The organism is Pseudomonas urmiensis, from assembly GCF_014268815.2.
GTDB classification, from domain to species: Bacteria; Pseudomonadota; Gammaproteobacteria; order Pseudomonadales; family Pseudomonadaceae; genus Aquipseudomonas; species Aquipseudomonas urmiensis.
The window spans coordinates 138,617-160,344 of the sequence record NZ_JABWRE020000001.1 but is presented as its reverse complement, the minus strand read 5'-3'; the positions used below and the strand labels follow the sequence as shown (position 1 = coordinate 160,344).

Here is a 21,728-nt window from a genome sequence, read left to right as displayed (position 1 = left end):
GGGAGCGGGCTTGCCCCGCGATGCGACCGGCACAGACACCGCAGGAAATCAAAACGCCCCGGCAAGCCGGGGCGTTCTGGGAGTCACACGGAGTTGCTCGCTTTCAGCTTAGCGCACACCGTCCTGGCGTAGCGCTGCGGGCTGGAAGTCGCTCTTGCTGGCAGTGAAGCCGAAGTCGTAAGCCCTCTTCTCTTCGTTCTTCATGCCCAGCGCCAGGTAGCGACCAGACTGCAGGTCATAGATCGCTTCCAGCGTGTACCACGGCACTTCGACGTTGTAGTAGTCCTGCGAGTGCGCCTCGGAGACGCGCCACAGCTGATTACGGCCGTCGTACTGGTCGATCACCGCAGCTTGCCAGGTGTCTTCGTCGATGTAGAAATCACGCTTGGCGTAGATGTGGCGCTGGCCCGGCTTGAGGGTTGCCACCACATGCCACACACGACGCAGCTCGTACCGGGTCAGGTCCTGGTTGATGTGACCGGCCTTGAGGATATCGGCGTACTTGAGCGTCGGCGAATCGAGCTTGTAGCTGTTGGAGGCAATGTACAGTTCCTTCTTGCCTTCCAGCTTCCAGTCGTAGCGGTCTGGCGCGCCGTTGTACATGTCGAGGTTATCGGAGGTGCGCAGACCATCGGCAGCGGTACCTGGACCGTCGTAGGAGACCTGCGGCGCCTGGCGTACCCGGCGTTGACCGGCGTTGTAGATCCACGCCTTGCGTGGCTCCTTGACCTGGTCAAGCGTCTCGTGGACCAGCAGCACAGTACCGGCCAGGCGCGCCGGCGCGGTTACCTTCTGCTTGAAGTAGAACAGGATGTTGCCTGGGTTGGCTGGGTCGAAATCCTTCATCCGATCACGGAAGACAAACTGATCCTGGAAGTACACCAAGCTGTAGGAACCGTTCTGCTGCGGGGTTGCCTGGGTCACCAGGCGTGTCACGCTACCGCCACGATAACGGGTGATGTGGTTCCAGATGACCTCGACACCGCTCTTGGGAATCGGGAAGGGTACCGCAGTCTGGAAATCGTTCAGGCCGTTGCCGCCTTCGACCAGGGTAGTCTTGGTGGCGTTCTGCTTGATGGCGGCGAACACCTCAGCAGGCACGGTAGAACCCCGATGGGTCGGGTAGACCGGAATCTTGTAGGTCTCGGGATAGCGCTTGAACATCGCCACCTGGCCAGGCGAGAGCTTGTCCTTGTATTGATCGACGTTCTGCGCGGTGATGGTGAACTTGGGTTGCTCACTGCCATATGGATCGGACAGGAAACCTTTGCTATCTACGCTACCGGCAGTTTTCGACAGCGGTTGCCAAGCGGTGATAGAGCCGTCGGCATTGCCGGCCTTTTCTGCGCCCATCGGCGTCAGGGTGGTGCCCAGCTTGGCCGCCTCGTCGGCGGAAACCGCAGCCATGACGCTGGTCGCCAGCAGGGACATGCCCAGCACACCGGCTTTCAGCAGACTTCTGGTCTTGTTCATTGTCGTGTCGTCCTGGATCAATGTTCTTAGAAGTTCACACCGAAGCTGAGCGCGATGAAGTCGCGGTCATCCACAGTGGTGTACTTGCCGTCGAAGAAGTTGGTGTACGACAGGTTCGCCGTGTAGGTGTTCTGGTACTCGGCTTCCAAGCCCAGACTGACCGCCTTGCGGCCTTCCTCGAAGTTGCCGCCAGGGCCTGGCGAGTAACCGTCGACGTCATGCGACCAGGCCACGCTTGGGCGCAGGTTGACCCCGGCGAAGACGTTGTTGTAGTCCCAGATTGCGCGGATGCGATAGCCCCACGAATCGCTGGTGGTGTAGCCGTCGTTTTCGCAGTAACGCGAAACGTTGTTGGCATCGGCAGTACCCAGGGTGCTGCTGTTCAGCGCCTGGCACTGGCCATTTGGCAGCGGGCCTGGGCCGTAGACCGGGTCTCGGCCATAACGCGCCTTGGAGGTGCTCTCCAGACCGCCGACGTGAGTCCAGCCGACCTCACCCACCATGGTCAAGCGTTCTGCACCCATGACCTGGTCGAAGAAGTGGGTGAAGGTGGTCTGCAGCTGGGTGATTTCCTTACGGCGATAGCCTGGCTGATCCTGACCTGGGGTGCCTGGGAGCACGGACACATCCGGGTTGAGTGGGGTCAGGCCCGAGAACAGGATATCGGTGGTGTTCAACTGCACGGGCGCGTTCGGCCGGTAGCTGATCTCACCACTCCACGCGGTGCCGGTTGGCAACGTGGTGGAGAAGCTCAGGCCGTACAGACGGATGTCCTCTGGATACTCCACGTAGTAGCTGGAGTTACCCGCGACCACCAGCGGCATCAGGCCCGGCAGCAGGCCCGGCAGCAGCCCAGGCGGTACACCAGCACCGATCAGTGCTCCGGCCAGCCTGTTCGGGTCATAGAACTGCGCATCGGCACCGCGGCCACTGAAGATCGGCGCACGGCTGTGGTAGTTCATGAAGTAGCCACCAAACTCGGTATTGAGCGGCTCGAACATGTAGCGCATGGCCACGCCGAACTGGCCGCTGTCACGTGCATCGCGGTCAGGGCCACGACGTACGATCACACCTTCGTCAGGCGAGCCATAGCTCACGCCCTGGGCGGCCAGGGTAGCGCCGATGGGGCCGGCCAGCGGGCCGAGGCGGCTAGCCAGCGAGTTCTGCGTAGCCAGTACGGCCAGGTTGTTGTCACAGCCGTCGGCGATCACGTCGGGTTGCGAGAAGAAGGTGCCGCAGTTGTCGACGACCGTCTGGTCCCATTCGATCTGGTAGAAGCCTTCCACCGACAGGTTGTCGGTGACGCTCTGCGACAGATAGAACATGTTGACCGGAATCAGGCCTTCCTTGATTTCGGCACCTGGACGGCGAAATGCCGAGACATCGATCGGGTTGATGCTGTTGATGCCACCACCGATGAAGGTGCTTTCACCCCAGCTGACCACCTGCTTGCCCAAACGCACGGTGCCCGGCAGGTCGGCAATGTTGTAGTTGTGGTAGATGAAGGCGTCGAGCAGTTCAGCGCCAGAGGACTGGGCGCCTTCCTTGCGGTTGGAGTCGCTGATGTCTTTGAACTGGCGGTGTTCGTCCTTGAGTTCGAAGTCATACCAGTACTTGCCACGCACGAATACACCAGTGTCGCCGTACTTCAGCTCAAGGTCATGGATACCCTTGAAGATCTTGGAGAAGGTCTCGCCTTTCTTGAAGTTCAGGTGGCCGTCGTCGGAGGTCTGCGACAAGCCTTTGCCGCCGTTGTTGGAACCAATGAGGTTCTTGTTGGGACTGGCCGTCGACCAACTGGCGCCGACAGAGAGCGACGAATCGAACTGACCTTCGATTTCCCCGATGTTGAAACTAACGGCAAACGCGGGACTTGCGAGCGTTGAAGCGAGGCTGACGGCCAGGGGCAGTTTTGCCCGGCGCCAGAACTGGTTTGCAGATTTCATCGACGCTACTCCATGTACTTTTTTGTTATGGCAGTGAGTCCTTTCAAGAACGGTCCGAGCGACCGGTGTGCAGGCTGTTGCCTGCGACGATGCGAGTTGCACGCATCGCCCTCCCCCATTCCTGAAAATCCCCTGGCCCCGACTATAGCCAGCAGGCACAGGCGCTTGATCCCTCTAAAGTGTGATTTGCGTTCCGTGCCTGCCGCTCGCTCCATGACTGTCCGGTGTGCGAGCTGACAGTGCTCAAGCATGGCGCAATTTCTTCATTTGACAAGCCGCCGCGCTCTCTGCAATGCGGGTCACGCCCATTGAGGGGTAACCCGCATGGCCAATCAGAGGGTCGACAGGAAGGCGCTGTTGCTCGCCTGCCACTCGACGATATCCACACGGATGCGCTTTTTGTCGAGCTTGCCGACGCTGGTCTTGGGAATTTCAGTAACAACGGCGATCTGGCTGGGAATCGCCCACTTGTTGATGTGACCCTGCTCGACAAAAGGCTTGAGGTGGTCCTTGAGCGTGCGGGCGTCGATGCTCTGCCCTTCTCGGATCACCAGCAAGGCGAACGGCCGCTCGCCCCACTGCGGGTCGGCTACCCCGACCACTGCCACTTCACGCACAGCGGGGTGACGGCTGATCAAGTCTTCAAGGTCGAGCGAGGAAATCCACTCGCCGCCCGTCTTGATCACATCCTTGATCCGGTCGCGAATGTCGATGTAACCCATGCCGTCGAGGGTGGCGACATCGCCGGTGTGCAGCCAGCCGCCGGCCCACAGCTCGGCGCTTTTTTCCGGTTCCTTGAAATACCCCATCGACAGCCAAGGTGCGCGCAACACCAGCTCGCCTTGGGTCTCGCCATCGGCGGGGAGGAAGTTACCCGCGCCATCGACGATTGCCGCCTCCACCAGTGGCACCGGCACTCCGGCCTTGATCCGATAGGTCACCCGCTCGTCCTCGCTGCCGGCCTGCAGCTCGTCATTGAGGTGCGCTGCGGAGATCAGCGGGCAGGTTTCCGACATGCCGTAGGCGGCAGTCAGCTGGATGCCGCGAGCCAGCGCAGCCTCGTACAGCGCACGGTTCAAGGCGCTGCCGCCGATGATGATCTTCCAGCCGCCGAAGTCCTGGCCTTGCGAGGAGGGGCAGTTGATCAGCATCTGCAAAATGGTCGGCACACAGTGGGAGAAGGTGACCTTCTCCTCGCGCCACAGCTTGACCAGCATGTCCGGCTCGTAGCGCCCAGGGTAGACCTGCTTCATGCCCAGCATGGTCGCCGCATAGGGAATGCCCCAGGCATGCACATGGAACATCGGCGTGATGGGCATGTAGACGTCATTGCTGCCCAGCAAGCGCACGCTGTCGATACTGCCGGTCACCGACGCCTCGGCCAGCGTGTGCAATACCAACTGGCGGTGGGTGAAGTAGACGCCCTTGGGGTTACCGGTAGTACCGGTGGTGTAGAAGGTGGTGGCCACCGAGTTCTCATCGAAGTCGGGGAAGTCGTACTGCGGGCTGGCAGCGGCCAGCAGTTGCTCATATTCGCCGACCAGGTTCGGCAGCTCGGCGCTCTTGTCCGGGCCGTCAGTCAACAGCAAGGTCTTGTCGACGGTGGTCAATTGCCCGGCAATGCCTTGGTAGAGAGCCACAAAGTCGCTATTGACCAGCACCAGGCGATCTTCAGCGTGGTTCATGGTGTAGAGAATCTGCTCAGGCGACAGGCGCACGTTGATGGTGTGCACCACCGCCCCGATCATCGGGATGGCGAACATGCATTCCAGGTAACGGTGGCTGTCCCAGTCCATCACCGCCACGGTGTCGCCCGCCTTGACCCCAGCCTGGGTCAGCACATTGGCCAGCCGCGCGATGCGCTCGACCAACTGGGGATAAGTCAGCCGCAGCTGGTCGCGATAGACGATTTCGCGGGTTTTCTCATAACGGCTGCCAGACATCAGCAGGCGTTTGATCAACAGTGGGTACTGGTAGGCACCTTCGGCGGGCTTGATGATGCGGGTCTGCAACATGGGTATCCCTTTTGTCGAATACGGGCGGTCTGGGTATTTACGCTGTCGTTACTCTAGATCGGCGATGTGACAGCCAAATCAGCCGAAGGAATGATTTGCATGTGGCAGGTATGAGTGGCGTTGACGCGATACCTGCACGACCTTGACACTGGGGCACGCCTGGGGCTGTTGCGCAGCCCCCGATCACGCCCCAGCCACCGGAGCCTTTCATGCCCAGCCCGCGCCGCGCCGTCTTTCTTGATCACCAGTCACTGGACCTGGGTGACCTCGACCTGTCACCTCTGGCTAGCCAATTCGACCACCTGCAGCTGTACCCGTCGACCAGTGCCGAGCAGGTCGCCGAGCGCTTGCAGGGCGCAACCGCGGTAATCAGCAACAAGGTCCAGCTCGATGCCGCGACCCTGGCCGCCAACCCGCAGCTCAAGCTGATCCTGGTAGCGGCCACCGGCACCAACAACGTTGACCTGCAAGCGGCCCGCGCCCAAGGCATCACCGTGTGCAACTGCCAAGGCTACGGCACCCCCTCGGTCGCCCAGCACACCATCGCCCTGCTGCTAGCCCTGGCCACGCGCCTGTGCGACTACAACCAGGCGGTGCGCGACGGGCAATGGGCCAAGGCCAGCCAGTTCTGTCTGCTGGACTTCCCGATTGTCGAGCTGGAAGGCAAAACCCTCGGCCTGCTCGGCCATGGCGAGCTGGGCGGCGCCGTGGCGCGTCTGGCCGAAGCGTTCGGCATGCGCGTGCTGAGCGGGCAGATCCCGGGGCGCCCGGAGCGCCCCGAACGCTTGCCTCTGGATGAGCTGCTGCCGCAAGTCGATGCCCTCACCCTGCATTGCCCGCTCAATGACCACACCCGGCACATGATCAGCAGCGCACAACTGGCGTTGCTCAAGCCTGGCGCGTTGGTGGTCAACACTGCCCGCGGCGGCCTGATCGACGAACAGGCCCTGGCCGATGCCCTGCGCAGCGGCCACCTGGGCGGTGCGGCCACCGACGTGCTCAGTGTCGAGCCGCCGATCAATGGCAATCCACTGCTGGCCAGCGACATTCCACGGCTGATCATCACCCCGCACAGCGCCTGGGGTGCGGTGGAATCGCGCCAGCGTATCGTCGGGCAGCTGGGTGAGAACGCCCATGCGTTCTTTGCTGGTCAGCCGCGCCGCGTGGTCAGCTGAGCCAAGGCGGCCTCTGCTACACTGCGCGACTTTTTTCAGGAGGCGTCGTCCATGGACCCGCGCAGTGAAGTGTTGCTCCGTCAGGCGGAGTTGTTCCAAGGCTCGGTGCTGCTCGCCGGCCTGCCCGCCGACGACCTGCTCGGCCAGTTGCCGCAGGCCCATGGCTGGACCTGGCACGCTGGCGATCAAGCGATGCTCGAGGCACGCTTCGCCGGGCGCAACCAGCATGGCGTCGATGTGCCGGACGTAGCGTTCGACGCCGCCGTGCTGTTTCTGCCCAAGTCACGCGAACTTGCCGCCTACCTGCTCAACGCCCTGGCCTCGCGCCTGGCCGGCCGCGAGTTGTATCTGGTTGGCGAGAAACGCGGTGGTATCGAAGGCGCGGCCAAGCAGCTGCAGGCCTTCGGCAAACCGCGCAAGCTCGACAGCGCCCGGCATTGCCAGCTGTGGCAGGTGACGGTGGAAAACGCCCCGCAAGCAAAACCCCTGGAAAGCCTGGCTGAGCGCTTTGAGCTGGAGCTGGCCGACGGCCCATTGAAGATCGTCAGCCTGCCCGGGGTGTTCAGCCATGGTCGCCTCGATCGCGGCACTGCGCTATTGCTCGAGCACTTGGACGGCTTGCCGGTCGGCCATGTGCTGGACTTTGGCTGCGGCGCCGGGGTGATCGGCTCGATCATCAAGCGACGCTACCCGGACAGCCAGGTCACCTTGCTCGATGTGGATGCTTTTGCCGTTGCCAGCAGCCGGCTGACCTTGGCCGCCAATGGTCTGCAGGGCGAGGTCATCAGCGGTGATGGCATCGATGCGGCGCCGCGCGATCTGCAGGTCATTTTGAGCAATCCTCCGTTTCATACCGGGGTACATACCAACTACCAGGCCTCGGAAAACCTGCTGAAAAAATCAGCAGAACATCTGCGATCCGGTGGCGAACTTCGCCTAGTGGCCAACACCTTCCTGCGCTACCAACCGTTCATCCAGGAGGCCTTGGGCAACTGCCGGACACTGACCGAAGCAGGCGGCTTTCGCATCTACCAGGCCAAGCGCGGTTGAAAAATAGCGCTTGCCCAAACGCATTGGCGTAGGCAGAATCCGCTCCGTCCTAGGGGAGTAGTCTCCCGCAAGCACCCTCGCTTGCCCGGTACGCGTCAACACACTTGGTCCACAGACCATGGCGCGTACGACCCACGGTCCGCGCAGACGGATCCAGGGTTTGACAAGACCTATGACACGCACACCTTACCCGGGGCGGGAAGGCTGTACGTGTCATAGCCGTGTCGACCCGCCCCCGTAGGAACCCTGATGCTGGAATCCCTGCTAGTCCCCACCGCAATCGTTGCGCTCGCTGAAATCGGCGACAAGACGCAATTGCTCGCGCTCATTCTCGCCGCTCGCTTTCGCAAGCCCTGGCCAATCATCGCCGGTATCGTCGCCGCCACCCTGGCCAACCATGCCGCTGCGGGCGCGGTCGGTGCGTGGGTCAGTGGTTTCTTCAGCGAGAGCGTGTTGCACTGGATCCTGGCTGCCAGCTTCACCGCCACCGCGTTGTGGACGTTGGTTCCGGACAAGATGGACGATGACGAAAGCAGCGCTGCGCGCCGGTTCGGGCCTTTCCTGACGACGCTGATCGCATTCTTCCTGGCAGAGATCGGCGACAAGACGCAGGTCGCCACGGTGATGCTCGCTGCGCAGTATCCGCACCTGATCATGGTCATCATCGGCACCACACTGGGCATGCTGATTGCCAACGTGCCGGTGGTACTGGCGGGTAATTTTGCTGCCGACAAACTGCCACTGACGCTGATTCGACGCTTGGCGGCTGCGGCATTCGTGGTGCTGGCGATCGTCGCGGTGTATTCGGCGATGAAGACCAGTGGCTGGATAGGCTAAGGGGCTGGATCATGAAATGACTGGGGCCGCACAGCAGCCCCGGTCGTTTCAAGTTACTTCTTGGCCGCTTGATACAACGGCATCACCTTGGGGATGGCCGCTTGCAGCGAAGCGATCCGGCTGCTGGACGCCGGGTGAGTGCTCATGAACTCAGGCGGGGCCCCTTCGGAGGCCTTGCTCATCTTGTTCCACAGGGTGATCGCAGCGTTCGGGTTGTAGCCGGCACGCGCCGACAGCTCCAAACCAATCAAGTCAGCCTCGTTCTCATTGGCGCGGCTGTTGGGCAAGGTCATGGCGTAGTTCACCACGGTGTCGGCCAGCGCCATGCTGTCCTGGCCCAACCCCAGCAGGGCACCGGCACCGGAGCGCGCCATCTGTACGCCATACGCCTTGGACATGGCTTCGCGGCCATGCTCACGCAGGGCGTGGGCGATTTCGTGGCCCATCACGGCGGCGATTTCGTCATCGGTCAATTTGAGCTGATCGATCAGGCCGGTGTAGACGATGATCTTGCCACCAGGCCCGCAGTTGGCGTTGAGCTCGTCGCTCTTGATCACGTTGACTTCCCATTTCCACTGCGCCGCATCCGGGCGGAACTGTGGCGCCTGGGCGATCAGCCGATCGGCGATAGCTTGCACGCGTTTGGCTTCGGCGCTGCTTTTGTCCAACACGCCTTTGCTCGATGCCTCGCTGAGGGTCTGCTGGTACGACTGGGCGTACATCTGGTTGACCTCATCGGTCGAGAGCATGCTGAACATGTACTGCTTGCGCTCCACGCCTACGGCGCCACCACTGGTGGTATTCACCGCCTGGCAGCCGCCGAGCAGGACACTGGCACTCAACATGCTGACAACAAATGACTTACGCATAAAACACTCCCTATTTACGTGCCGCGTATCCTAGGGCCAGACGCTTGAGGCCGCTAGAGCCGCAGGGAAGATTTATCGCGAGGACTTTCTGATAGTCCATCAAGCCGGGGTCAGGCACTCCGGCGCATCGAGCTTCGGATCATTGACGAAGTTGGCCAACGCCCGCTCACGCAAGGCTGCCGGCGGGCTCGCCAACAGCTCATGCAAACGCGCCACTGGCGTATCCGGATCAAGCCACGCCGCCTGCCCTGCCTCATCGAGGATCAACGGCCGGCGCTGGTTCACCGCTGCCTGGGTGACCACCGCACAACTGAGCCACACCTGCTCCTGAACAGGATACGCCTCCCACACTGCCGCGAAAAACAGCGAAGCACCTTCGCCCGGCGTCAGCCAGTAAGGCCGCTTGCGCACGCTGCCGCGCCACTCATAAAAGCCGTTGGCGGGCATCAGGCAGCGCCGCTGGCGGAACGCCTCACGGAACATCGGCTGTTCGGCGAGGGTCTCGGCGCGGGCTTGGGCCGGAGTCCGGGACAAGTCGGTCAACCAGGGCGGGGTCAGGCCCCAGCGGGCCCTGGCCAGCTGCGGCTGGCCGTCGACCTGGCGCTGGATGATCACCGAGGCGCCAGGTGAGATGTTCCATTGCGCCTGTTGGTCGGCAGGGTATCCCGGCAACGCGGCAAATGCCGGGGACCAGCGAAACAGGGCATAACGTCCACACATGGCAATAAACAACCTAGCAAATCAGGGTTCCGGGAACACTTTCCGGCTCGTCGCCAGCAAGTGGCTGGGCAGCATTGTACGCATCGATCAGCTGGCGTGCGTACTCGGCCTGTTCATCGTGCACTGCCAGCCCAAGCAGCCCTTGCATCGGCAGCTCGCCTGCGGCGCCGACCAGGTCGCGCCCGACCAGGTGCCCATGGATGCCCTCACTGGCGAGCATGGCAAGCAGCAATTCGGCCTCCAGCAGGCCTTCGGGCTCATAGATTCGTTGCATCAGGCGTCATCCTCGCGCTTCACATCGAGCATCCATTCTTCACCATGCACCTGCAGGATGAACAGAATAGGACGACAGCAGACCTGGCAGTCCTCGATGTAGGTTTGATCACCGCCCGACAAGTCGAGGGTGGTCTCGACCTCTTCACCACAATATGGGCAGTCGTAGATGGCTGATTCCAGCATCGCGGCCTCCGCAGTGACTTGTGCGTATAATTGCCGGTCTATTTACAGGGCCTGCGTGTGTCCGAGCCGTTTTTCGGAACCGATCCCTACCTATTACCCTAGCCGTTTCCAACAAGAGAGCATGATGGGCGAATTCGATGCCATCCGACCGTACGACGACGCTGAGGTCCCTGCCGTTCTGGCACGCCTGCTCAGCGACCCGGCATTCCTCGATATCCTCACCCACTTCCGCTTCCCGCGCGCCGCGGGCGCCCTCGGCTGGCTGCTCAAGCCGCTGATCGCCCGCCGCCTGCGCAAAGAGTTCGCCGGGGTGACCTGCGTGTCGACCCTGCAGGACAAAGTCGAGTACTACGTCGACCAGACCATCGAGCGCGCCACCGATGGCGTGACGTATTCTGGCGTCGAGCAGCTCAAGTCGGGCACCGCGTATCTGTTCCTGGCCAACCACCGCGACATCGTCATGGACCCGGCCTTCGTCAACTACGCGGTGTATCACGCGGGCCTGCCGACCCCGCGCATCGCCATCGGTGACAACCTGCTGCAAAAGCCGTTCGTCAGCGACATGATGCGCCTGAACAAGAGTTTCATCGTCCATCGCTCGCTCAGCGGTCGGCGCGAGAAGCTCGCGGCCTACCAGTTGCTCTCGGCTTATATCAATCATTCGATCCGCAACGATGGCGCCTCGATCTGGATCGCCCAGGCCGAAGGCCGCGCCAAGGACGGTGACGACCGCACCGATTCGGCGATCCTCAAGATGTTCCACATGAGCCGCAAGGACGAGCCATTCGGCGCGGTGATCCAGGGCTTGAACCTGACCCCGGTATCGATCAGCTACGAATACGACCCATGCGATCAGGCCAAGGCCCGGGAGTTGTATATCCGCGCGACCACCGGCACCTACAAGAAGGCGCCTGGCGAGGATGACAACAGCATTGCCTTGGGGATTACCGGCTATAAAGGTCGGGTGCACATCAACTTTGCCCCGCCGGTGACCGAGTTCTTCGAGGACACCAAGCAACTGGCGCAGGAAATCGACCGGCAGATCCTCGGCGGCTACCGCTTGTTCCCGGTGCATTACCTGGCGTATGCCATGTGGAGCGAGGCCGATCCTGCGCTGCAGGTGCCGAGCGCGGACAAGCTGTTCCCTGCTGAAGAATTGGCGCGCGCCAAGGAAGAATGGCAGCGCCGCCTGGATGCCTGCCCGGTCGAGCAGCAACCCTATCTGGTGCTGCAATATGCAACGCCGGTGCGCAACCAATATCAGGTCAAGGCGCAAAGCCCGGTAGCCTGAATGCGCTGGGGCCGCTAGGCGGCCCCCCTGCTTAGATCCAGGTGCTGAACCAGGACAACAGCAGCGCCATCGCCAGGCACGAGAAGCCGAGGATGTAGTAGTAGCGCGGCACGCGACGGTCGAAGGTATCGACCAACCCTTCATCGACCGCCAGGCTCTCGCGGGTCATCACCGCGCGACGCCGGGCACTCTGCAGCAGTAGCCCGCCAGGGCAGGTAATCAACAGGGCAAGCAGGTTGATCAGCTTGCCTGGGTGGGAAGCCAACAGCCCCCAGAGCACTTGCAACGACATTGCACGACCTCGGAATTGCCACAACGAAAGCCCGGCATTCTACTCAAGCCCATCGCGCGCGCCGATTTTTTACGACCAACTGTCACTAAATTTCATCTGTCACATGCTCGTCATCAGAACAGGCCACCCTGTCGGCCTTTTCTTCTCACGGAGCTAGTCATGCTGCATGCCGAAAACCAGGATCGCCTCTACCTCGTTGCCCAGAGCGATGAACAACAGGCGCTGATCGATGGTTTCGCCATCAATGTGCAGGACCGCCAGTGGCTGGTGTATTGCGCCTTGGGTGGGCATGCGCATGAAGATCTACCAGAGGTGGATGGGCAGACCGGGTTGAGCTGGTTGGATTTTCATATTGAAGCAGCCTGAGGCCGAATAGTGGGCATTGTTATGTCTGAACAGGCCTCATCGCGGGGCAAGCCCGCTCCCACGGACCAACGACCTTTGTAGGAGCGGGCCTGCCCCGCGATGAGGCCGGTCCAGACACAAAAAAGCCCGCTAAGGCAGCGGGCTTTTGCATTACAGCGGGCGTATTACTCGGCCAGTACCTGACCAATGGTCGGATCCTTGAACAGACGCGTCAGCGCATCGCTCAGCACGTCGCTGACCAGCTTGGTGTTGGTTTCCTGGTTCGGCGCCATGCCGAAGCGCTGGTCCAGGGAGGCGCCGTAACGGCCGCTGTAGCGGCGGTTGGCGTTCGACACATCTGCACGGAAGGTGGCGCCGATGGTCGCCTCGGTCACGTACATCTTGTCCTTGGGCGACTGGTACTTGAGCTCGGCCAGGGTCACGGTCAACTGCGGCGCATTGGAGGCATTCGGAGTCGGGGTGAAGCCCAGCAGACGCACAGCCGCTTCAGCCTGGGCCTGCAGCTTGGGCACGACATCGTTGCCGTTGACGCTGATGGTGCTGGTCTCGGGGTACATGCCACCGCGGGTGCCGAGCGACTGCGAAGCACGCCCATCGACCACCTTGACCACCACCGGCTGGCCACGCCCGACCGGATTGAGCTGGGCCGTGAGTTTGGGCTGCGGGCTGAGTTGTTGCGGGCTGTGGGCACAACCGACCAGGCTCAGGCTGGCCACCGCGATCAAACCGAACAGCAGACGTTGCAACATGCGCGTTTCTCCAGAAAATGCGGCAAAGGCCCACAGTATACCCAGCCCCACAAGGGCCAGCCATCGGCTAAATCCGCTTGTCACAATGCTTTCATGGCTGAGCCCTTATCCTAGCGCCAGCCCCCTCGAATAGGACTCAATTGCCATGGCCTCGCTCTGGACCTTGCTCTTCCACCGCCCGCGCCACCTTACCTATGCTCGCCTGGACTGCGACGGAAAATGCCTGGCATTCAAGCACTGCGGCCAGCCTCCAGCGGGCAGTGGCTGGGTCCAGGTCAGCGAAGCCAAACTGGCTTGGCTGGGCCAACCACTGCCTTCCAGCGCCCGAGTTTGCGCCCGCGCAAGCCGTCACTGGCAGCAACGCAGCCTGCCAGCCTGACAAACGCTGCAATAAAAACCGCGATTAACGACCTTTCTGCCCGCGACATCGTTATAATCTCCCCCCGATTATAAGGACGTCTCCTGATCGGGCCCCGCACCTGCCGATTGACCCCGGCACCTTCACCGCCTCGCCCACAGAGAGCCTTCCACTTCAGGTCTTGCATCGGCTGTCGTGCCTGCTTTTTCTGGCCTTCTGCTTTGCATGAACCTGTGGGTTGCCATCGCGCAGTCCCTTTTTGAGGTTCACGTCTCCAAAAGAGCGTGGAAAAACGGGTTTTCACAACTTCACAAGAGTGTGGCGAGCAAAATGAACAGTCTGGCATGTGCAAAAGCGGCAGATGTGTCCCGAACGGCCCCTAATGGCCGGCAACTTCGCTCATCCTCGATGAGTAACTGAGGCCGGTCCATAACGCACGTCGGATGCCTTGACCATAAGTCGAATTGCCGCACCCGCGGCAACAGCGTTCAATAGATGAACCCTGAGACTGATTGGCGGTGTCCGCGGAAGTTGCAAGAACTGCGAAGAGTCGGACATGGCGAACCTGGCAACCCCAGGGATCCTATGCTGTCAATTAGGTGCTGTAGATTGTGGAGACGCGTTAAATGGCGCAGAACGAATCGGTTGATGTAGTACTGGTAGGCGCGGGCATCATGAGTGCCACCCTGGCCGTACTGCTCAAAGAGCTCGACCCGGCCCTCAAACTGGAGGTCGTCGAAGCGATGGACTCCGGGGCTGCGGAAAGCTCCAACCCTTGGAACAACGCCGGGACCGGTCACGCCGGCCTGTGTGAGCTGAACTATACGCCGCAGGCCGCCGATGGCAGCATCGACATCAAGAAGGCCGTGCACATCAATACCCAGTTCGAGGTTTCGCGCCAGTTCTGGGCTTACTTGAGCAAGAAAGGCAGCTTCGGCTCGCCGCGTGCGTTCATCAACCCCGTGCCACACCTGAGCTACGTCGAAGGTGACAAGGGCGTGTCCTTCCTCAAGAAGCGTTTCGAGCTGCTCAAGCAGCACCACGCCTTCGCTGAGATGGAATACACCGAAGACAAGGCGGTAATGAACGACTGGATGCCGTTGATGATGCCCGGCCGTCCGGCTGACCAGCACATCGCCGCCACCCGCGTATTGAAAGGCACCGACGTCAACTTCGGCGCCCTGACCAACAAGCTGCTCAAGCTGCTGGGCAACAGCCCGGACACCCAGGTCAAGTACAGCAAGAAGGTCATCGGCCTGCGCCGTAACGGCAGCGGCTGGACGGTGAGCATCAAGGACGTCAACAGCGGCAGCACCCGTGAAGTCGACGCCCGCTTTGTCTTCCTCGGCGCCGGCGGCGCGGCACTGCCGCTGCTGCAAGCCTCGGGCATCCCGGAGAGCAAAGGCTTCGGCGGCTTCCCGGTCAGCGGCCAGTGGCTGCGTTGCGACAACCCGGAAATCGTCAAGCAGCACCAGGCCAAGGTCTACAGCCAGGCTGCGGTCGGCGCCCCGCCGATGTCCGTGCCGCACTTGGACACTCGCGTGGTCGATGGCAAGAAATCGCTGCTGTTCGGACCTTACGCCGGTTTCACTACCAAGTTCCTCAAGCACGGTTCGTTCTTCGACCTGCCGCTGTCGGTACGCATGGGCAACATCGGCCCGATGCTGGCGGTAGCGCGCGACAACATGGACCTGACCAAGTACCTGGTCAGCGAAGTGATGCAGTCGATGGAGCAACGCCTCGAGTCGCTGCGCCGCTTCTACCCCGAGGCCAAGGCCGAGGACTGGCGCCTGGAAGTGGCGGGCCAGCGCGTGCAGATCATCAAGAAAGACCCGAAGAAAGGCGGCGTACTGCAGTTTGGTACCGAGCTGGTCTCGGCCCAGGACGGCAGCCTGGCGGCACTGCTGGGCGCCTCCCCAGGTGCTTCGGTGACCGTCTCGATCATGCTTGAGCTGATCGAGCGCTGCTTCCCCGAGCAGGCCAAGGGTGCCTGGGCGGCCAAGCTCAAGGAAATCTTCCCGGCTCGCGAGAAGGTCCTGGCTACCGACGCCGCGCTGTACCGCAAGATCAGCGCCTACAACGACGAAGCGTTGGAAATGGTGGAAAGCAGCCCGGCTCAGCATTACGCCTGAGCTGGCTGAAACGAAAAAACGCCCCTTGGGGTAATGCCAGTCAGTTAGCGTTTCATCGCCTCTAAATGGGGCCGCTTGGCGGCCCTTCGCGGGCAAGCCCGCTCCCACAGGAACAGCGCAAGCTTGAGAATCTGCGCAATCCTGTGGGAGCGGGCTTGCCCGCGAAGGGCTGCAAAGCAGCCCCAATTCGCTTAACTGACTGGCATTACCCCTTAGGGCGTTTTTTTGTGCCTGCGATTTTTCATGGGGGGCTGCTTTGCAGCCCCTGGCTCAGCAGGCCGCCGCGCGATCAGAATCAACCACGGGCGTTGTTGATGATCTCGATGTACTCAGGCGCATTGCGCTGATCGGCAATCTGCTCGACGAAGGTCTGGCCATGCTCGTCTTTACCGTCCAGGTCCAAACCGGCCTCGACGAAGAAGCCGACAAAACGCTCGAAGTCGTCAATGCGCAGACCACGGTAAGCCTTGACCAGCTTGTGCACAGACGGCGAGGTCACGCCATCGGCCGGCTCGAACTGAAGGAACGACTTGATGTAGTCGTCGCTGATCTCGTCACCAATCACCTGCTTCTTGTCTTTACGCATTGCCGACTCCAACTGGACCATCACGGAATTTCGAAGGCCGGCAGTTTACCCCTCGCAGCGCGCAAGCCTCAACGCGTACGTACGGTACCGGTGTGCAGATCGGCCCAGATATGGCCATTGGCGTAGGTCAGAAACTGCACATAAAGCGTCTCGTTGCGCAGCAGATCCATGATCACCCGGTAGTCAGCGAGCGGATAGTTCAAGGTCAGGGTGCGGGTCTTGTCGTCGTACACCGGCTTCTTCAGGCTCTTGCCACCCTCGCCATCGAAGCTGAGCAGCACTTGGCTGATGGTCGCGCCCTTGCTCAGGGGCTTGCCCTTGAGGCGCATCTGCAATGAAGCGGTAATCGGGATTGGCTGCTGGTCGGACTGACGCTGGGCGCCCACCACCACCGAGTAGTCGGTGACCTGCAGCAATTGCTGGCCGGTCGGCGCTTCCTGGCGCAGGGACTGGTCATCGGGCGGGAGGAACTGGCTGTGCAATGGCGCCGCGGACAACGGCAAGCTCACCGCCAGCAGAAGGGGGATAAACGCACGCATGTGAGGCTCCTTGGCATGAAGGGGCACTCTAGCATGAGCGGTTTGCCTGTACTGGCCCTATCGCGGGGCAAGCCGGCTTTGACAGCGGCAGCGCGATAGGGCCAACAGAGCCTTACAGGCCTTTTACGGCAAAGATGCCATTGGCGTTGCGCCAGTAGCCTTTGTAGTCCATGCCGTAACCGAAGATGTAGCGATCGACGCACGGCAGGCCGACGTAGTTGGCCTTCAGGTCAGGGCTGGCCTTGCGGTCGTGGTCCTTGTCGATCAACACGGCGGTATACACCGAGCGAGCGCCTGCGTGCTTGCAGAAGTCGATGATGGCGCTGAGGGTGTGACCTTCGTCGAGGATGTCATCGACGATCAGCACGTCACGGTCGATGAACGACACTTCTGGCTTGGCCTTCCAGAACAGCTCGCCGCCGCTGGTCTTGTTGCGATAGCGGGTGGCGTGCAGGTACGAGGCTTCCAGCGGGAATTGCAAGTGAGTCAGCAGCTTGCCCGCAAAGATCAGGCCGCCGTTCATCACACAGAACACTACCGGGTTCTTGTCGTGCAGCTCTTGGCAGATCTGCTCGCCGACCTTGGCGATAGCGGCCTCTACTTCGGCTTCGTTGTACAGGCAGTCTGCCTCGCGCATGACTTGACGGATGTGCTCGAGATCGGCGGACATGGCGCTCTCCAAGGGGGTCGGAATTGGAAAAGCGGGCAAAGGTACGCATCCGCTCGTCCCAGATCAAGCGTTTATGGACTAACGTGCTGAATGACCAGACGACAGCTCAGGCTGAATAGATTAATCTAGCGCGGTTTTTTTGCCCGCCTCCCGGAGCCCTCCCCTATGCCTACTCGTGAGATCCGCCATCCGCTGATCCGCCACAAGCTCGGCCTGATGCGCCGTGCCGACATCAGCACCAAGAATTTTCGCGAACTCGCCCAGGAAGTCGGCGCGCTCCTGACCTACGAAGCCACTCAAGACCTGCCGCTGGAATCCTACGAAATCGACGGCTGGAGCGGTAAAGTCCAGGTCGAGAAAATCGCCGGCAAGAAGATCACTGTAGTGCCAATCCTGCGCGCCGGCATCGGCATGCTCGACGGCGTCCTCAGCCTGATCCCAGGTGCCAAGGTCAGCGCCGTGGGCGTTGCGCGCAACGAGGAAACCCTCGAAGCACACACCTACCTGGAAAAGCTCGCCCCCGATATCAACCAGCGCCTGGCGCTGATCATCGACCCAATGCTGGCGACCGGCGCCTCGATGGTCGCCACCATCGACCTGCTGAAAAAAGCCGGTTGCAAGGAAATCCGCGCGATGGTCCTGGTGGCCGCCCCCGAAGGAATCGCCACGGTCGAACAGGCTCACCCGGATGTGAGCATCTACACCGCGTCGATCGACCAGTGCCTGAACGAACATGGCTACATCATCCCTGGCCTGGGCGACGCTGGAGACAAGATCTTCGGCACCAAGCAGAAGGACGCCTGACCATGCAGGACGGCTTCAACGACCCGCTCTGGCGCCAGGTCGTCTCGGGCGCGCAGATGCTCTTCGTGGCATTTGGCGCGCTGGTGCTGATGCCGCTGATCACCGGCCTCGATCCTAACGTGGCGCTGTTCACCGCCGGTATCGGCACCTTGCTGTTCCAGCTGGTGACTGGCCGTCAGGTACCGGTGTTCCTCGCCTCCAGCTTCGCCTTCATCACTCCGATCATTCTCGCCAAGGGTCAGTTCGGCCTGGCCGAGACCATGGGCGGGGTGATGGCGGCTGGCTTCGTCTACACCTTCATGGGCCTGATGGTGAAGATCAAGGGCACTGGTTTCATCGACCGCATGCTGCCGCCAGTAGTGATCGGCCCAGTGATCATTTCCATTGGCCTGGCCATGGCGCCGATTGCCGCCAACATGGCCATGGGCAAGGGCGGTGACGGCGTGGCGTTGATGCCGTACAAGACCGCGATGCTGATTTCGATGCCAGCGCTGCTCACCACTTTGATCGTGGCAGTGTTCGGCAAGGGTATCTTCCGCCTGGTGCCGATCATCTCGGGCGTACTGGTGGGCTTTGCCCTGTCGTTCGCCTTTGGCGTGGTCGACACTGCCAAGATCGCTGCCGCGCCGTGGCTTGAGCTGCCTAACTTCACCGCTCCGGCTTTCAACTGGCAGGCCATTCTGTTCATCGTGCCGGTTGCCCTGGCGCCAGCGATCGAACACATCGGCGGGGTGATTGCCGTGGGTAGCGTGACCGGTCGCGACTACCTGAAAAAGCCCGGCCTGCACCGCACCCTGCTCGGCGATGGCCTGGCCACGACCGCTGCCGGCCTGTTCGGCGGCCCACCCAACACCACCTACGCCGAAGTGACTGGCGCGGTGATGCTGACCAAGAACTACAATCCGAAGATCATGACCTGGGCGGCGATTTTCGCCATCACCCTGGCCTTCATCGGTAAGTTCGGAGCACTGCTGCAGAGCATTCCGGTGCCCGTGATGGGCGGCATTCTGTGCCTGCTATTCGGTTCGATTGCTGCGGTGGGCATGAACACCATGATCCGCCACAAGATCGACCTGGGCGAGGCTCGCAACCTGGTGATCGTTTCGGTGACCCTGGTATTCGGTATCGGCGGCGTGCTGATCGGCAGCGGCGACGGCCCTGACGATTGGGGCCTGAAGGGCATCGCCCTGTGCGCCGTGGTGGCCATTGCCCTGAACCTGTTGCTGCCGGGCAATGATGGTTGGAAGAACAAAAAGATGGATGATCAGTTGCCCTGATTGATCACTGACTTCGCACAACGTGGGAGCGGGCTTGTCCCGCGATAGCGTACTTGCGGGCAATCAAACTGCCTGGAGTCATGCTATCGCGGGGCAAGCCCGCTCCCACGTTGCGCTTAATATCCGAATCAGCGTTCAGGCCTTTTCGCACATCCCCGCCAACACCTTCACCCACTCCGGGTGATCATTCAGGCAAGGCACCAGGACCAACTCCTCGCCACCTGCCTCAATAAACTGCTCACGCCCGCGATCACCGATCTCCTCCAGCGTCTCGATGCAGTCCGCGACAAACGCCGGGCACATCACCAGCAGCTTCTTCACGCCCGCCTTGGCCAATTCATCCAGGCGCGTCTCGGTATACGGCTCGATCCACTTGGCTCGGCCCAACCGTGACTGGAACGACACCGACCACTTGCCATCGGCAATGCCCATCTTTTGCGCAAAAGCCTTGGCCGTCGCCAGGCACTGGCCGCGGTAACACACGGCGCGCATCTCGGCGCTGGCATCCTTGCAGCAATCAGCCGCCTGGAAATCATGCCTGCCGGTTGGGTCAAGCTTCTTCAGGTGGCGCTCGGGCAAGCCGTGGAAGCTCAGCAGCAGGTGATCGTAGGGCTGCTCAAGGTGCGGTTTGGCACTGGCGACCAAGGCATCGATGTAGCTTGGCTGGTCATAGAATGGCTGCAGCACGCGCATTTCAAGCGGCAACTGGCGCTCGGCAATGGTCTGCTTGGCCTGTTCGACAACCGTGGTCACCGTGCTGTCGGCGAACTGTGGATACAGGGGCGCCAAGGTCACCTTGCGCACGCCTTGCGCGGCCAATCGAGCGAGCACATCGGGCAGTGCCGGCTGGCCATAGCGCATGGCCATTTCCACCGGACCATGCGGCCAATGGTCGACCATCGCCGCTTGCAGGCGGCGGGTCAGCACCACCAGCGGAGAACCCTCATCCCACCAGATCGAGGCGTAGGCATGGGCCGACTGTTCCGGGCGCTTGACCAGGATCAGCGAGACCAGCAAGCGCCGCACTGGCCACGGCAGGTCAATCACATAGGGGTCCATCAGGAACTGATTGAGGTAGCGGCGCACGTCGGCCACCGAGGTTGAAGCCGGCGAACCCAGGTTGACCAGCAGCAGAGCGTGATCGGTCATGCAGCGTCCTATGTCAGAGGCGGCTGGACAGGTTGTCCAGCGCCGATTGCAGATCGTTGAAGCGGAACGTGAAACCCGCCGCCAGCAAGCGCACCGGGCGCGCACGCTGACCGCCAAGCAGCAAGGTCGACAGCTCGCCCAGCCCGGCCTTGAGCAGCAGCGCCGGCATCGGCAAGCGAGCCGGGCGGTGCAGGGCCTTGCCCAGGCGCTTGGCGAACTCGCGGTTGCGTACTGGCTCTGGCGCGCAGGCATTATAAGGACCGCTGGCGTCGTTGTGCCGCAAGAGAAAATCAATCAGGGCGACCTGGTCGTCTATATGGACCCACGGCATCCATTGCCGACCATCGCCCAAAGGCCCGCCCAGGCCGAGTTTGAACGGCACGCGCAGGCGCGACAAAAAGCCGCCATCACTGGCCAGCACCAACCCCGTGCGCACCAGCACCACGCGAATGCCCAGGGCCTGCGCACGCTGCGCGGTTTCCTCCCAGGCGATGCACAGCTGGCTGGCGAAATCTTCCTTGACCGGCGGCGACGCCTCGGTCAGCTCACGCTCGCCACCATCGCCATACCAGCCGACAGCGGAGCCAGAAATCAACACCTGTGGGCGCTGCTGACGCTGCTCCAGCCAGCCCAGCAACTGCTCGGTGAGGGTAATCCGGCTGGCCCACAGCAGGTGGCGCCGGGCAGCGGTCCATGGCCGATCGGCGATCGGCGCGCCGGCCAGATTGACCACCACATCGACCACATCATCTGCGGCCAGGTCATCTAGACGGGCGATCCCGCGCACACCCGAACCACACAATCTAGGCACCTGTTCCGGGCGTCGACTCCAGACAGTCAGGCGATGGCCCTGGTTTATCCAGAACTGGCAAAGGTGCTGGCCGATCAAGCCAGTACCGCCGGTCAGCAATATATGCATGGCTGTGTCCTCGCAGAGGGCGGCCGTGGTCTATTTTTAAGATCAAGGCACT

Annotated in this window: 23 protein-coding genes and 1 riboswitch; of the genes, 9 read left to right on the top strand and 14 right to left on the bottom strand. The window is 61.7% G+C overall.

Going from position 1 to position 21,728, the window contains the following annotated elements; genetic code table 11:
• Positions 1-108 precede the first annotated feature (108 nt).
• The 3 genes from HU737_RS00730 to HU737_RS00720 all read right to left on the bottom strand — a co-directional run bounded on the left by HU737_RS00730 (position 109) and on the right by HU737_RS00720 (position 5,434).
• Positions 109-1,473, bottom strand: a complete 1,365-nt coding sequence (locus HU737_RS00730) for a DUF1329 domain-containing protein (RefSeq protein WP_186554163.1) — start codon at positions 1,471-1,473, stop codon at positions 109-111.
• A 26-nt stretch (positions 1,474-1,499) separates the two neighbouring features.
• Entirely contained in the window at positions 1,500-3,419 is a 1,920-nt protein-coding gene (locus HU737_RS00725; RefSeq protein ID WP_186554164.1) for a DUF1302 domain-containing protein, read from the bottom strand.
• Between the two features lie 332 nt (positions 3,420-3,751).
• The gene (locus HU737_RS00720) at positions 3,752-5,434 is read right to left on the bottom strand and encodes a fatty acid--CoA ligase (protein ID WP_186554165.1); all 1,683 of its coding nucleotides are present in this window, start codon (positions 5,432-5,434) and stop codon (positions 3,752-3,754) included.
• Positions 5,435-5,643: 209 nt separating this feature from the next.
• On the opposite strand from HU737_RS00720, the gene HU737_RS00715 reads away from it, so the two are divergent.
• From HU737_RS00715 to HU737_RS00705, 3 genes are all read left to right on the top strand, one after another.
• Entirely contained in the window at positions 5,644-6,609 is a 966-nt protein-coding gene (locus HU737_RS00715; protein WP_186554166.1) for a 2-hydroxyacid dehydrogenase, read from the top strand.
• 51 nt (positions 6,610-6,660) lie between these two features.
• Positions 6,661-7,659 (top strand): methyltransferase, encoded by a 999-nt coding sequence (locus HU737_RS00710; RefSeq protein ID WP_186554167.1) that lies wholly within the window; start codon positions 6,661-6,663, stop codon positions 7,657-7,659.
• Between the two features lie 39 nt (positions 7,660-7,698).
• A riboswitch (yybP-ykoY riboswitch) is annotated at positions 7,699-7,821 on the top strand.
• A 90-nt stretch (positions 7,822-7,911) separates the two neighbouring features.
• The gene (locus HU737_RS00705; RefSeq protein WP_186554301.1) at positions 7,912-8,496 is read left to right on the top strand and encodes a TMEM165/GDT1 family protein; all 585 of its coding nucleotides are present in this window, start codon (positions 7,912-7,914) and stop codon (positions 8,494-8,496) included.
• Positions 8,497-8,549: 53 nt separating this feature from the next.
• On the opposite strand, the gene HU737_RS00700 is transcribed toward HU737_RS00705, so the two are convergent.
• From HU737_RS00700 to HU737_RS00685, 4 genes are all read right to left on the bottom strand, one after another.
• Entirely contained in the window at positions 8,550-9,365 is an 816-nt protein-coding gene (locus HU737_RS00700; protein WP_186554168.1) for a M48 family metallopeptidase, read from the bottom strand.
• Between the two features lie 99 nt (positions 9,366-9,464).
• Positions 9,465-10,085, bottom strand: coding sequence for an SOS response-associated peptidase (locus tag HU737_RS00695; RefSeq protein ID WP_186554169.1), 621 nt, complete (start codon positions 10,083-10,085; stop codon positions 9,465-9,467).
• A gap of 13 nt (positions 10,086-10,098) precedes the next feature.
• Positions 10,099-10,359, bottom strand: coding sequence for a putative signal transducing protein (locus HU737_RS00690; RefSeq protein ID WP_186554170.1), 261 nt, complete (start codon positions 10,357-10,359; stop codon positions 10,099-10,101).
• Positions 10,359-10,544 (bottom strand): CPXCG motif-containing cysteine-rich protein, encoded by a 186-nt coding sequence (locus HU737_RS00685; RefSeq protein ID WP_186554171.1) that lies wholly within the window; start codon positions 10,542-10,544, stop codon positions 10,359-10,361. Before HU737_RS00685 ends, HU737_RS00690 begins: the two co-directional genes overlap by 1 nt.
• A gap of 121 nt (positions 10,545-10,665) precedes the next feature.
• On the opposite strand from HU737_RS00685, the gene HU737_RS00680 reads away from it, so the two are divergent.
• The gene (locus HU737_RS00680; protein WP_186554172.1) at positions 10,666-11,835 is read left to right on the top strand and encodes a 1-acyl-sn-glycerol-3-phosphate acyltransferase; all 1,170 of its coding nucleotides are present in this window, start codon (positions 10,666-10,668) and stop codon (positions 11,833-11,835) included.
• A 31-nt stretch (positions 11,836-11,866) separates the two neighbouring features.
• On the opposite strand, the gene HU737_RS00675 is transcribed toward HU737_RS00680, so the two are convergent.
• A complete protein-coding gene (locus tag HU737_RS00675; RefSeq protein WP_186554173.1) occupies positions 11,867-12,127 on the bottom strand; it encodes a hypothetical protein in 261 nt (86 codons plus the stop codon).
• A gap of 159 nt (positions 12,128-12,286) precedes the next feature.
• Here HU737_RS00675 and HU737_RS00670 point away from each other — a divergent pair, with 159 nt between their 5' ends.
• Complete coding sequence (locus HU737_RS00670; protein WP_186554174.1) at positions 12,287-12,493, top strand: hypothetical protein; 207 nt, start codon at positions 12,287-12,289, stop codon at positions 12,491-12,493.
• A 164-nt stretch (positions 12,494-12,657) separates the two neighbouring features.
• Here HU737_RS00670 and HU737_RS00665 read toward each other — a convergent pair whose 3' ends face one another.
• Entirely contained in the window at positions 12,658-13,242 is a 585-nt protein-coding gene (locus HU737_RS00665; protein WP_186554175.1) for a YajG family lipoprotein, read from the bottom strand.
• 145 nt (positions 13,243-13,387) lie between these two features.
• Here HU737_RS00665 and HU737_RS00660 point away from each other — a divergent pair, with 145 nt between their 5' ends.
• Complete coding sequence (locus tag HU737_RS00660; protein WP_186554176.1) at positions 13,388-13,621, top strand: hypothetical protein; 234 nt, start codon at positions 13,388-13,390, stop codon at positions 13,619-13,621.
• Between the two features lie 605 nt (positions 13,622-14,226).
• Positions 14,227-15,732, top strand: coding sequence for a malate dehydrogenase (quinone) (mqo, locus tag HU737_RS00655; protein WP_186554177.1), 1,506 nt, complete (start codon positions 14,227-14,229; stop codon positions 15,730-15,732).
• Between the two features lie 295 nt (positions 15,733-16,027).
• Here the strand turns inward: mqo and HU737_RS00650 are convergent, their stop codons facing one another.
• From HU737_RS00650 to HU737_RS00640, 3 genes are all read right to left on the bottom strand, one after another.
• Positions 16,028-16,318, bottom strand: a complete 291-nt coding sequence (locus HU737_RS00650) for a PA4642 family protein (RefSeq protein ID WP_186554178.1) — start codon at positions 16,316-16,318, stop codon at positions 16,028-16,030.
• A 68-nt stretch (positions 16,319-16,386) separates the two neighbouring features.
• Positions 16,387-16,857, bottom strand: a complete 471-nt coding sequence (locus HU737_RS00645) for a hypothetical protein (RefSeq protein ID WP_186554179.1) — start codon at positions 16,855-16,857, stop codon at positions 16,387-16,389.
• Positions 16,858-16,969: 112 nt separating this feature from the next.
• On the bottom strand, positions 16,970-17,527 hold the full coding sequence (locus HU737_RS00640; RefSeq protein ID WP_186554180.1) for a hypoxanthine-guanine phosphoribosyltransferase: 558 nt from the start codon (positions 17,525-17,527) through the stop codon (positions 16,970-16,972).
• A 165-nt stretch (positions 17,528-17,692) separates the two neighbouring features.
• Between HU737_RS00640 and upp the strand changes: the two genes are divergently transcribed.
• Positions 17,693-18,331 (top strand): uracil phosphoribosyltransferase, encoded by a 639-nt coding sequence (gene upp, locus HU737_RS00635; protein WP_186554181.1) that lies wholly within the window; start codon positions 17,693-17,695, stop codon positions 18,329-18,331.
• Positions 18,332-18,333: 2 nt separating this feature from the next.
• A complete protein-coding gene (locus HU737_RS00630) occupies positions 18,334-19,608 on the top strand; it encodes a uracil-xanthine permease family protein (protein ID WP_186554182.1) in 1,275 nt (424 codons plus the stop codon).
• Positions 19,609-19,743: 135 nt separating this feature from the next.
• On the opposite strand, the gene hemH is transcribed toward HU737_RS00630, so the two are convergent.
• Together hemH and HU737_RS00620 are read right to left on the bottom strand one after the other, a co-directional pair.
• Positions 19,744-20,757: a ferrochelatase gene (gene hemH, locus HU737_RS00625; protein WP_186554183.1), complete on the bottom strand. Its 1,014-nt coding sequence runs from the start codon at positions 20,755-20,757 to the stop codon at positions 19,744-19,746.
• A gap of 13 nt (positions 20,758-20,770) precedes the next feature.
• The gene (locus HU737_RS00620; RefSeq protein WP_186554184.1) at positions 20,771-21,676 is read right to left on the bottom strand and encodes a TIGR01777 family oxidoreductase; all 906 of its coding nucleotides are present in this window, start codon (positions 21,674-21,676) and stop codon (positions 20,771-20,773) included.
• Between the last annotated feature and the right edge of the window lie 52 nt (positions 21,677-21,728).